The sequence below is a fragment of the Streptomyces sp. NPDC054786 genome (genome assembly GCF_053611685.1).
The window spans coordinates 57,178-69,033 of the sequence record NZ_JBSHAW010000028.1; the positions used below are offsets into that span (position 1 = coordinate 57,178).

Here is an 11,856-nt window from a genome sequence, read left to right on the forward strand (position 1 = left end):
CGCTCTCACATCTCACAACAGCCCCTATGACGGGGGTCATGACTGTGTGGGCCTGACCAGGTGGAACACCTCGCGGGCGGCGTAGCGTTTGAGGCATCGGACGATCTCGCGTCGGGTCTTGCCCTCCTTGGTGCGGCGCTCAAAGTAGTCCTGGGTGCGCGGGTCGAAGCGCAGGCGGGTCTGCACGATCCGGTGGAAGGCGGCGTTGGCCTGCCGGTCGCCGCCGCGGTTGAGGCGACGGTGCTGCCGGCTGCCCGAGGAACGCTCGATCGGACTGACCCCGCACAGCGCTATCAGCATGCGCGGAGTTACGCCGGCCGCGGTGAGCATCTTGGCCGTCGCCGCGGAGGAATTGCGGGCCACGTCGGCGAGGAACAACGGGACGTGGCGCGGGCCGAGCACCTCCAGTCGCTTGGTGCCGAGCACGGGCACGAGGGAGAGCCGTATCGTCGCGTACTTACTCTGTACGAGCTGCGCTTCCGGTTGGGCTTGATCACGTTGTCAGATGTGCACGGGCTGCCGGAGGCCGTCGGGGGATCGCCAAAGTGAGAGACCCAAGCTGCATGGCTCGTGTCGGTGTGGGGTGCTGGGTTACAGCCCGCAGGAGCCGCGGTCGAGGTGGAAGTACCGGGCGTTGGCCCAGCGGCACAACCGGATACCGACGATGACGCCGACGATGGTGATCAGGGCAGGTAGGTATCCGCTGGCGACCTGGATGATCGGGATTGCCGGGCACCCGCCTGAGATCGCCCAGCCCGTACCGAACAACACCGCACCGGGGATCACGCCGGCGTGGATGCGTCCCGGGGTGCGGCGGACCCGCAGCAGAGCGAACGCGCACACGAGGATCACCACAGCACCCGCGAAGGAGAGGAACATGCGCAGGTCCTGGAAGGTGAACATGCGGTTCAGCTCAGCGAAGTCGCCGAAACCGATGTTGGTGACGGTGTAACCGAGAGCTAGTCCGGTGATGATGTTGGCCAGCAGAATCGCGCCCCGAGTACGCATCAGATCACCTTCCACAGCAGGAACGACACCGCGACGGCGGTGCCGAAGAACACGGCGGTCGCGACGAGGCTGACCGGCCGCAGCCGGCCGCAGCCGCTGAGTCCGTGGCCGGAGCTGCACCCACCGGCCAGCCGAGTGCCGAAGCCGACCAGAACACCTCCCACGAACAGCATGGCGACCATGGTGGTCGAATCGGCGGTGACCAGGTCCCGAAAACCGGGGCCCATGTCGAAGCGAAGGTGGAACCGCCCGGAGGCGACCGCGGCGATGAACCCACCGAGGAGGATCGACATCAGCAGGGCAGCCTGAGTGACCAGCGGGGCCGGGCGCAGGCTCGTGGCTGCCGGACGCTCACTCGCTGCCGATTCGGTGTCGGCTTCCAGTGGCTGCGACTTCTCGTGCGGAGCCTGCGGCACGGTGGACGCGCCGGTGCCGGTGCCGAAGTGCTCCGCTGTGGCTGCGGCAAGCGCCTCGGCCAGAGCTTGATCGTCGGCGAACTCCTCGTCCATCCGTTCGAGCTCGCGTTCGCGACGCCAGTGCAGCACGCGATCCCACGCGGCCGACACCCCGAGAGACCGATCAGTAATGAGGGTGTGGTTGATGGTGACCAGAGCGAGCCCGATAGCGCCCGCCCACCAGGGCCAGTAGGTACTCATGCGGGTCCTCTCATCCAATCGGCAAAACGAGCCCACCAGCCGCGCTTCGGGGCGGGCGCGTGCCGTGATTGTCGAGCGAGTCTGTCTGAAGGTCGGCCGACCTGTGGGGGCGGTGACGGCCGGTCATGCCAGACATCTGCTGGTGGAGGTGTGGCTCCGAACTGGGCCATGGCTTCCGGTGCCGCGGTTCCAGGCCCCGACTGTGACTGCTCATGTGGCTGGGTCGGTGCCGGCTGAGGCCAGGACGCGGGCTCCGGTGACCCCGGAGTGGGTCGTGGCGGCGGGGACTGTCGAGGGGCGGCCGCCGCGCTGGTGACGCTGGATCGGCCCGCCTCGGTCGGCCTTTCGAGGTGTCGCGCGCTGGCTCCGTTGGGCAGCAGGCTGATCGGCACGCGCTCGCCGGTGAGTGACATCTGGTAGCGGGCACAGCCGAGCCATTGATCTGCGCTGTCGCAGTAGTACTCGCGCCAGCCTTGCAAGCTCGCCTTAAGTAGGGGGAAAAGGGGGCATCCTGCGGCGTGTGAGCAACCCACGTTGCTCCCTCCTGACTGGCGTACCACCCGTTGGGGGAGAGCGGTTACTGTTCTCGATTTGCCCACGCTGGCCCGGTCGACGGCCTGAAAAGCAATGCGGTGGCGATCAGTGACAGAAGGCGCTGCGCCTTCCTCCCTCGACCGGGCGAGATGCAACCATTGTTTCGGTGTCCCGAGCAACTCTGGGAATTTTTTCAAACAGGTCACCTGGCACCACTTAGTGAGACACTCTCCGCGACGGATATGCGGCGCCTGCCCCTCATGTCCGGATTTTTATGACCGCCGGCGAGGTAACTTGGATCGTGATTCGGCTTCATGAGGACGGCCCACGCCGACGCAAGGAAGCTGCTTCTGAAGGAGTTGTAAATTCTGGAGTTCCTTGTGGTGATGGCGTGAATATCGTGGATCTCAAGCGAAGAACCAAGGAGGCAATCGTGTGCCAACGTGCTGTGTGTCCGTCGTGCCGGAAGTTGACCTTTGAGGGTTGCGGGAGGCATGTGGACCAAGTACTCATGGGCGTACCAAACGCCCAGCGGTGCATGTGTGAGCCTGCGGAACGCAAGCGTGCGCGCCCAGTAAAGGCGGCGACTCGAACGGGATCGGCACCAGCCCGACAGGGCGAGTCGTCGCGACGCACACGCGCTCCTGGTGCCCCGGGGAGTCCACCGGGCCGGTCGAGGGGCGGCTGGTGGGCTCGGCTCATCGATTGGGCCAAAAGCCCGGCCTGAGGTAATCATCCGAGTATGCTTGCTTTCGGTCCCTTGAGCCCAAGGCGTGGATTGTTGGGCCATGAGAACCCCGATTTCAGAACTCCGGGGTGCCAAGTGACGCCGAGCACGGAGCCAGCACCGACACTCGCGTCTCGCGACGAACGTCATAGGCGCTCTGCGTAACAGCATCCGCTTCTTCTGATGACCTCATCCTCATCCACTTTCTGCGGACCCGCTGCACCGAAGAATGGCGGAGCGCCATGATGCTCCGGATGTAGAGATGATGCTCCGGATGGAAAACTGCCAGTCGCGCGTCGCCGACGTGAATGCCGGGCAGACCGTCGTGGACGCGTGCGAGAGGGCGAATATCCTGGCCGCCGGTGCCATCCGACGGCCTCTGAGGGATTCGCTACTGACGGCAGCCCGTGTGCCACTGCCACTGGGACGCCCGGCAGGGTCGATGCGTTCTCAGGCTGTGAGTCGGAGCATGGCGGTAGCGTGCTGGGGTCGTGACCTGTAGTGATCGGCTGCGGCGGCGATGTTGGTCCAGCCTGCTTGGCGCATGAGTCCGATGGCGAGGTTGCGCAGGGTGGCCATGGCTCGGGGTGTGGTGCCGGTGCATATTCGGCGTCCTCACCGTAGGTGACGTCTCGGATGTGGTGCAGGGCCTCAACCGACCAGTGATTCTGGGCGAGTTCGGCGAGTTGTGGCGGGCCGGCCTGCTCGGGCGGCAGGCTGGTGATCGCGTAGACGGTCTTCGTCTCGACCTTGCCGGTCTTGCGGTGGGTGCGGCGGCGCTTGATCTCCATGGCCTGGACCGCGTGCGGGAAGAGCAGACCTGGCCAGACGGTGCAGACCTTAAGACGGCGGATCTCACGGCGGCCGTGTCCGGCCGCGGTGGTGCGGGCCTGGAGCGAAGGCAGGGATTTCGTTGCTCTTCGCGGCGATCTGGCGCTGGGCGATCACGGTCTGGCATGCGTGGAGCGCGGCGGCTAGCAGATGGACAGTGGTGCCGTCGGTGCGGGATCCGCGCACGGCCTTGCCGTCGACGGCCAGACCGACCAGCGTGTCGCCGGGTTCGTCGACCGGGTCGGCGACGTAGCGGGCGAGCCAGGCACCCACGGCGTCGTCGAGGGCGTCGCCGTCCAGGCGGGCCAGGAGCCTTCCCAGCGTGGAGGCGTTGGGTGTGCTGGAGGTCAGTCCGAGTTGTTCGCGCAGGTCGGAGTCGGTGGCGGTGGCGAAGCGGGCGATGGCGGCCAGGGACGTGGCTCCGCCGAGGACGGCGACCAAACACAGCGCGAGCAGGGAGCCCAGGCGGTAGCGGCGGCCCCGGACACGGCGGGGATCGGGCAGCCGGCCCAACACGTCCGCCAGGCAGGCCAGCTGTGACGATTCCGGTTCCGGGCAGGTGGAATCAGTGTCCGCGCAGTGGCGCTGCAGGACACCGATCAGGGAGGATGGCACGCGAACGCGACCCTGTTCGTGATCAAAGGCTTCGACAACCTTGATCATCAGGGGTCGCGTCTCTCGTTGCCGAACCGGGTGAACCGACCACGCCTGCGCCTACTCCTCTGTCAAGTTCAGCGTGTTGAGCCGCGCTGGCCAGCATCTCGGTCGCGCCGAAGGCGGGGTCCCGCACCGGGCCCTCGGAGAGGGACCGACCGGGTTTTGACGTTGGATCGGCGATCTTGGGGATACCGGTTCAGTTACTCCTGCTGGACCACCTGGTCAAGGGACCGCTTGCTGTGGCGCCGAGAGGTCAGACGCGGAGCAGGTCGGTCGAGACCGTCCAGAGGCGCTTGGCGGTGGCGGGATCGAGCGCCCATTCCTTGACACCGTGCGGGTGCTGCGCGAGGTCGGCGTCGTTCGGCACGGTGTATGCCTCTTGTGAATCGTCGAGGTAATGGCCTCCTGAGTGAGCGAACTCCGGGGCGACGGCCGCGACGATGCTGGTGGCGGCCCCCTGCTCGACCGTTTTGTACGTGAAGACTCCGGCGGCTTCGGCCGCATCGAGCGACTCCTTCTGTTGCGTTGTGAAGTTCCGCTGCAGTCCGGTCGCGACACCGCCGGGGTTCACCGCATTGGCGACGATGCCGTCGGACGCCCAGAGGCGAGTCGCCTCGACGGCGAAGAGAGAGTTCGCCGTCTTCGACTGGGCGTAGGCAATCTGCGGGTCGTAGCTGCGACGCTCGAAGTGGAGGTCGTCGAAGTCGATGCCAGAACGCATGTGCGCCGTCGAACTGACCGAGACGATCCGTGCTCCGTCGCGGTCGGCCGCTCCCAGGGCCAGCGCATCATGAAGGCCGGCGGCCAGAGCGAAGTGACCGAGATGGTTCGTCGCGAATTGCAGCTCCCAGCCCTCACGTGTTCGTTCGAGGCCACCAGTGACCACGCCCGCGTTGTTGATCAGCAGGTGAAGCGGGCCGCCCCACGCGTCAACAAAGCGCGTGACGGCGGTCCTGTCGGCAAGGTCGAGCCGGGCGACCCGGGGCCGGATCCCTCCGGTCGACTTCGTGATCGTCTCAGCGACGGCGTCACCCGCAGTCGTGTTCCGGACGGCGAGCGTTACCTCCGCCCCGGCAGCGGTCAGCACACGAGCCGTCTCGATCCCGATTCCGGAGGAAGCTCCCGTCACGATCGCGCGGACGCCGGTGAGGTCGATGTCCCGCAATACCTCGTCCGCGGTACTGGAGGCGGTGAAGGGCGTGGAGATGGGTTCGCGAGTAGTCATGGCGGCGACTATACGTACTAGACTTGATTTGTATAGTATGGTTCCTGCTCGTATGCTCGTGCCATGAGCAGTCCCGATGTTGACCACCCGCCGTCGGCAGTCGCCGATACCGACCGTCGGACCATGGTTCTGGACTCCGCCATGGTCACGTTCGCGCGATTCGGTTATCGGAAGACCTCGATGGAGGAGGTGGCTCGGGCGGCGCACATCTCCCGGCCCGGGCTCTACTTCCTCTTCTCCTCGAAGGAGACTCTGTTCCGTGCCGCGGTCACCCAGGCCCTGGAGCGGGACATCACAGCGGTCGAACACGTCTTGGCCGACACCGGCCGACCCCTTCCAGAGCGTCTCGCCGAAGCGTTCGACCAGTGGGCGGGCCGATATATCGGCCCGTTGACGCGCGATGTCTCAGTGGTCATTGAGGACAACCCCGACCTCCTCGGAGAGATCGCCGAGACCACGCCGCGACGTTTCGAGGAACTGATCACACAAGCGATCGCCGTCGAGTCAGGACGAGAGGCGGCCCGCCCTGTCGCACAGACGATGATCAGCGCATCGATCGGCCTCAAGCATCAGGCAGCATCACGGGAGTTCTACCTCGAACGACTGAAGGTCGCCATCGATCTCCTGGTGCGCTGAAGACGCTTACCGAAGCCGCGGGAGAGAGCCCGGCCGCCTCGTAGGCCCGCGGTCTCTCGGACGGCGACGGCAGAGCCGCCCGTGGAGGCCGAATCGGCCGACTCGGCAGGTCCGCCCACCCGGCCAGAACTGGCACCGATCCCCCGTCACCCGACGATCCTCGATGGCGTCCCGCCGGGTGGTGTAGCCGATCAAGGAGCCGGAATCCGCAGGTCGGGGACAGTGGCTCCGCCGGACCGGGTGTGCAACTCGCCTCAGCAGGGCGCCTCGTGGGCTGCGGCGGCCGGCCCCGCCGGACCGCACCAAGGCCCTCGCGGAGAACTGGACCGCCGCCCTGTGGCGTCTGGACGTCGCACTGCGGGAAAAGACGTTCTGGCGGGGCGATTGAGTGGATTCACTGTCAGTCAGGCACCGCCAGTTGCTGCCCGCCTCACTGCCCGCCGCACCCATGGCCCGCTGTTCCTCACCGGCCGCCAGGCCCCGGCCGGGACGGCGACGCTCGACGTACAGCACGCCCCTGGCAGGGGCCGTGCTGGGTATGGGTGAGGGGGTGGTGCAAGTGCCGCTGATGTACCGCCACTTCTGGTCCAGTGCACTGTCCTTGAGCGCCTGCTTGAGCGTGTCCTCCACAGCCTTTTGACACGTGGGAGACATCTTCTGGTCGCTCAGAGTGTTTGCCAGGCCGACCGCGGCGATGGAGACGGTGCCGGTCTGGGCCTGGATGTTCTGACCGGCGAACGGTGTGGTCAGAACACCTGGGGCACCCTCCGAGCGCAGCTCGCGAGCGCGGAGTCGGGTTGTTCTGCCCCCTTCCTGCGCCGTGGTCTGCCGATCACCGTGCCGATGCAGGAGCCGCCCTCACGGCCGGAGCCCCGCCTCTGGAATCCACGCGTGTCGCCAACCCCCTCGACTGGTCGGGCGGCTCGTCCAGTTGGGCCACGGTGTGTTCCTCCCGTCGCAGCAGACCAGGCGACGTGGGGTTTCGGAGCCGGCGAGATCAGCCCGGGAGGGGGATGAACAGCAGGATGCCGTGGGCGGTGGCGGCGTTGTAGCAGGCGTTGCCGGGGAAGGTGGCGGTGTAGAAGGGGGTGGCGATGGCGAAGACGGGGACGATGGCGTTGTGGATGGTGGCGGTGCCGTTGGCGTCGGTGACGGCGGTGCCGAGGCTGACCGGGCCGAAGAGCGTGGTGGCGGTGAAGGTCACCGGCTGACCGGCCACCGGCATCCCCGAGGTGGTCGTCAGGGTGGCGCTGAGGGTGGGGATGTAGAACTCGGGCAGCGGGGTCAGCCGGAGCCGGATCGTGCCTGGCTGCGCGGTCAGCGTTGTGGGGGTGGGGTTCACGGTGACGGGGGTGCTGGCGTTGGAGCCGGTGAAACAGCTGTCACCGCTGTAGACGGCGGTGAGGGTGCCGGTGGTCAGGGCGGTGGTGGTGAAGCAGGCCTGCCCTGATGCGTTGACGGGGACCATCTGGGTCTGGCTGTTGGGGAGGGTGAAGGTGACCGTGCCGGTCGGCACTGTGGTGGTGGTTGGTGCCGGGGTGATGGTGGCGCACACGGTCGCGCTCTGCCCGCAGGTGGAGGGGTTCGGCGTCACCGACAGCGTCGTCGTTGTGGGGTTGGGGCTCACGGTGACGGAGGTGGGGTTGCCGTTCACGGTCGCGGTGAACGTACCGGCGGTGTAGGTGTGGGTGGTCTGCCCGCTCCCGGTGGCGTCCAGGGGGACGGTGACCGTGGGGCTGCTGTCCCCGAAGTTCACCACCGCTGTCCCGTTCGGAGTCCCCCCGGAAATGTTGAACGTCACCGGTTGCCCGCACACCGGCGCCGCAGGGGAGGTCGTCACCGTCAACGGCGAGATCTCCGTCACGTTGGCCGAATTGGCGTTGGTGACGTAGACGTTGCTGTTCGGCGCCGCCGCCACCGAGAACGGGAACGCGCCGACGGGGACGGTGGCCAGGACCGTGTTCGTGGCGCTGCTGATCACCGTCACGTTGTTGGAACTGCTGTTGCCGACGTAGACGTTGCCGGTCGGCGCCACCGCCACCCCGAACGGGCCCCCGCCGGTGGGGACGGTGGCCAGGACCGTGTTCGTGGCGCTGTCGATCACCGTCACGTTGTTCGAAACGGTGTTGGTGACGTAGACGTTGCCGTTCGGCGCCACCGCAATCACTCCCGGGACCGTGCCGGCGGGGACGGTGGCCAGGACGGTGTTCGTGGCGCTGTCGATGACCGTCACGTTGTTCGAGGTCTGGTTGGCGATGTAGACGTTGCCGTTCTGCGCCACCGCCGCCGCGCCCGGGAAACCACCGGTGGGGAGGGTGGTCAGGACGGTGTTCGTGGCGCTGCTGATCACGGTCACGGTGTTCGCGTTCCGGTTGGCGACGTAGACGTTGCCGTTCGCCGCCACCGCCACCGCGTCGGGGACCGCGCCGACGGGGACGGTGGCCAGGACCGTGTTCGTGGCGCTGCTGATCACCGTCGCGTTGTTCGAAGTGCTGTTGGCGACGTAGACGTTGCCGTTCGGCGCCACCGCCAGTGCGAACGGGCCCCCGCCGACGGGGACGGTGGCCAGGACGGTGTTCGTGGCGCTGCTGATCACCGTCACGGTGTTCGAGCTCTGGTTGGTGACGTAGACGTTGCCGTTCGCCGCCACCGCAATCATGGCCGGGCCTGAGCCGACGGGGACGGTGGCCAGGACGGTGTTCGTGGTGCTGCTGATCACCGTGACGTTGTTGGAATTGGCGTTGCCGACGTAGACGTTGCCGTTCGGCGCCACGGCCACCGCCAGCGGGCTCGTGCCCGCCGGGATCGTCACCGTGGAGAACGCCGCACTGAACGGCGCGGCCACAAGCCCCCGCACAGCGGCCACCGCAGATCCACCGGCCGGTACAACCGGCCGAACCCCGCCGGCTACCGCCGGGGCTCCCAACCAACCCGTAGTCGACTTCATGACAAACCTCTCTCAGCTGAGAGGGCCGCCCAAGAACTCCCACCGGGGCCCCGCGTCGTACAGCGCCGGAATACGCGAACCGGATCACCGCTTGCACACCGGGACAGAGAGAGGACACACCGACACGTACCACGCACCGGCGCACCGGCGCACCGCAGGGGTTGCCCATCTCTCCCCGGAGAGATGGGCAACCCACCGGAAAACGGTCACCACCATTAACCCGAAATGGCCAATAAAACACCACCGTATTGACCCGACTATCACCCGGACGGACCAACACACAGCCCCACCCGGGCACGTCGTTGGAGAGGACGAACTGGCGCGCAAGGTGGCCCGGAACGTGGAGCTGAGCAGGGGGACGAGGCGAGAGATGGAGCCGCCGACCGTGAAGGAGGACGAACCTGACAGGCGGCCGACTCGACGGCCACGTCACGGTCGAAGCCTTCTCGCCGCAGCACGCCGCCACACCCTGACCGCGGCTCCCGCCGAGGCGGGAGCCATGGAGCGGGCCGCCGGCGCCCGGCTCCGCCCGCTCCGCGTAACCGGCCAAGCGTCCCGCCGATCGATTAGCCCACGCGACATCCGGCCCGTCCGCCTGGAAGGCTCGGCATAGACGACGGCTGTCTTGCCGGGTGCCGGCACCCGGCTGAGGTTGGCTGGTGTCGGGAAAAGACGGCCCACCGGGCCCGTCCCCGGGCCCCTATCGGGACACACCCGGCCGGCCCGGTGCCGGCAACGCACCATCCCCGGTCAGCGGTCGACGCAGCATGAGTAAGACACCCCGGTCAGAGTTCTCATGAGTCGGACCCCGACCCGGGACAGCACCCACCCATGCTCCCAGCACAGCAGCCGCAGCGCGGGGGCGCACGGAAGCGAACAGGGAACTCGCGCCGCCGGCGCCGTCTTTGTGTGCAGGGCGGGACACCGCGCTCGCGCACGGGGCACGGCTTCAGCCGGCCCCGGTCTCCTCTCTCCGACCCACCATCTTCGGAGACGAACGGTCCGACCTCGGCCGCCTTGCCGTGCGTCTCGGTCTCGACGATCCCGCGCCCGTCCTCGCGCCCTTGCCGACCGGCGGCGAGAGCCAACGGCCGAAGGCCGACTGCACCTGTACCGGCACATCCACCTGTGCTCTCTGATGCCGCGCTGAGTACAGATCCCGTAGTACGAGGGAGGGCAGCCTCACGATGGGACGCCTCCCGGAGCTCCCCCCTCGGCCAGCGGGGCGTTGAAGGTGGCGGCGAAGACGCCCGCCAGGGTGCGGGACAGGCTCGTGCACCGCCGCCCAGGGGGTTGGCGCACACCCTGCCCAGGACCAGGTGACGTGGCCGCCCGGCCCCCACACCGCGGGGCGCTCGCGCCTGGAATCTCCCCGGGTGCCGGACGGCCGACGACGCGGGAAGCCGGCGGCTCTTCGTCCTGCGCGGTCTGTTGCCTGACGACGCCGGCCACCGCCTGCCGCACCCGGCGCCGCAGACGCCGGGAGCCGAGGGCGAGCAGTGAGATCAGTGCGACCCTGTGCTCAGGGTCGACCTCGGTGCTGACCGGGTCGCGCTCCATCCGGCTCGGCAGGTCGGGTGAGGAAGACGCCGATGTCCCAGTGGCCGTCCTCCAGACGGGTGCCGACGATTTCGGCCACGCCGGACACGTCGACCGGATCGTCGGCCACCAGGGGCGCCGTCACGTCGTCCGCCTGCCGGCGCATGCCCCCGGCGATGCGGCGGCACCCGTTCGGCAGCACGCCGCGCCTTCGGGCCGCCGCACCCCTAGCATGCTGACTGTGAGACCCATTCTCCCGAAGATCGAGGGCGGCCGGGTACAGGGCCTCCTGCAACTCATCGAGGACGGCATCCACCTCGTCGTCGCAGCGCTCCTCGTACTGCTCGCGGGGCTCCTGACCGTCGGGGTCGTCCACGACGTCATCAGGACGATCCAGGGGCCGTACCGCGAGGATACGGTCGTTCTCGCCGCCCTGGACAACGGCCTTGTGCTTTTCATCGTGGCCGAGCTGCTCCACACCGTCCGCCTCACCATCAGGAACCAGATCCTCGACGCGGAGCCTTTCTTCGTCGTCGGCCTGATTGCCGGCATCCGCAAGGTGCTCATCGTGACGGCCGAGGCGGAGAAGTCCTTCCGGTGGAACGTCGAGGGGATCGAACTGCTGATCCTGGCGGGGCTGATCCTCGTGATGGCGACAGCGGCGTACGTGTGGCGGCGCTCGACGCGGCCGGGAGACTATTTCCCGCTCCAGGAGGCGGGGCGCTCCCCGTCTCCGGCGCCGTCATCCACCCCGGTGCGCGGGTCCTGATCCGTCACCTTCCGCCTCGACGGCCGCCCGCACCCACTGCTCCTCGCGAGCAGAGCCGACGTCCCAACGACTGTCGGCCCGCAGGACGTGGCTCTCCATGAGCATCGCCACCCGGCCGAACCCCTTGAGCGCCATCCCTTCGCGGAACTCCGCCGGAAAGCTCTCCAGTGATGACTCGCGAACGCCCAGGGCACGCAGCCCGGAACAGCTCAGGGCCACGTTCAGCCAGGCCCGCTCCGGGGTTCCACCAGTTGGCCGCTGTGGCCACCTGAGGTGCCAGGCGCCGCAGCATGCGGCGGCCGTCCGCCGGGTCGTCGATGCGTAGCA

At 67.8% G+C, this 11,856-nt stretch carries 9 protein-coding genes and 1 pseudogene; 2 read left to right on the forward strand and 8 right to left on the reverse strand.

Going from position 1 to position 11,856, the window contains the following annotated elements:
* Positions 1-36: 36 nt before the first annotated feature.
* The 5 genes and pseudogenes from ACWGI6_RS23655 to ACWGI6_RS23675 form a co-directional block, all read right to left on the reverse strand.
* Positions 37-342, reverse strand: a pseudogene (locus tag ACWGI6_RS23655) (transposase); the annotation flags it as partial.
* A 249-nt stretch (positions 343-591) separates the two neighbouring features.
* On the reverse strand, positions 592-1,008 hold the full coding sequence (locus ACWGI6_RS23660) for a YeeE/YedE thiosulfate transporter family protein (RefSeq protein WP_109893874.1): 417 nt from the start codon (positions 1,006-1,008) through the stop codon (positions 592-594).
* A complete protein-coding gene (locus ACWGI6_RS23665; RefSeq protein ID WP_168482275.1) occupies positions 1,008-1,664 on the reverse strand; it encodes a YeeE/YedE family protein in 657 nt (218 codons plus the stop codon). The genes ACWGI6_RS23660 and ACWGI6_RS23665 overlap by 1 nt, the downstream gene beginning before the upstream one ends.
* A 2,116-nt stretch (positions 1,665-3,780) precedes the next feature.
* Complete coding sequence (locus tag ACWGI6_RS23670) at positions 3,781-4,371, reverse strand: transposase family protein (RefSeq protein ID WP_453269364.1); 591 nt, start codon at positions 4,369-4,371, stop codon at positions 3,781-3,783.
* A 295-nt stretch (positions 4,372-4,666) separates the two neighbouring features.
* Positions 4,667-5,638, reverse strand: coding sequence for an SDR family NAD(P)-dependent oxidoreductase (locus tag ACWGI6_RS23675; RefSeq protein ID WP_453269365.1), 972 nt, complete (start codon positions 5,636-5,638; stop codon positions 4,667-4,669).
* Positions 5,639-5,779: 141 nt separating this feature from the next.
* On the opposite strand from ACWGI6_RS23675, the gene ACWGI6_RS23680 reads away from it, so the two are divergent.
* The gene (locus tag ACWGI6_RS23680) at positions 5,780-6,274 is read left to right on the forward strand and encodes a TetR/AcrR family transcriptional regulator (RefSeq protein ID WP_453269424.1); all 495 of its coding nucleotides are present in this window, start codon (positions 5,780-5,782) and stop codon (positions 6,272-6,274) included.
* Between the two features lie 997 nt (positions 6,275-7,271).
* Here the strand turns inward: ACWGI6_RS23680 and ACWGI6_RS23685 are convergent.
* Together ACWGI6_RS23685 and ACWGI6_RS23690 are read right to left on the reverse strand one after the other, a co-directional pair.
* A complete protein-coding gene (locus ACWGI6_RS23685; RefSeq protein ID WP_453269366.1) occupies positions 7,272-9,140 on the reverse strand; it encodes a virginiamycin B lyase family protein in 1,869 nt (622 codons plus the stop codon).
* Between the two features lie 1,603 nt (positions 9,141-10,743).
* Entirely contained in the window at positions 10,744-10,962 is a 219-nt protein-coding gene (locus tag ACWGI6_RS23690) for a hypothetical protein (RefSeq protein WP_453269367.1), read from the reverse strand.
* Positions 10,963-10,992: 30 nt separating this feature from the next.
* On the opposite strand from ACWGI6_RS23690, the gene ACWGI6_RS23695 reads away from it, so the two are divergent.
* Entirely contained in the window at positions 10,993-11,529 is a 537-nt protein-coding gene (locus ACWGI6_RS23695) for a phosphate-starvation-inducible PsiE family protein (RefSeq protein ID WP_453269368.1), read from the forward strand.
* Here the strand turns inward: ACWGI6_RS23695 and ACWGI6_RS23700 are convergent.
* A complete protein-coding gene (locus ACWGI6_RS23700) occupies positions 11,503-11,748 on the reverse strand; it encodes a hypothetical protein (RefSeq protein WP_453269369.1) in 246 nt (81 codons plus the stop codon). The genes ACWGI6_RS23695 and ACWGI6_RS23700 overlap by 27 nt on opposite strands.
* Positions 11,749-11,856: the final 108 nt, after the last annotated feature.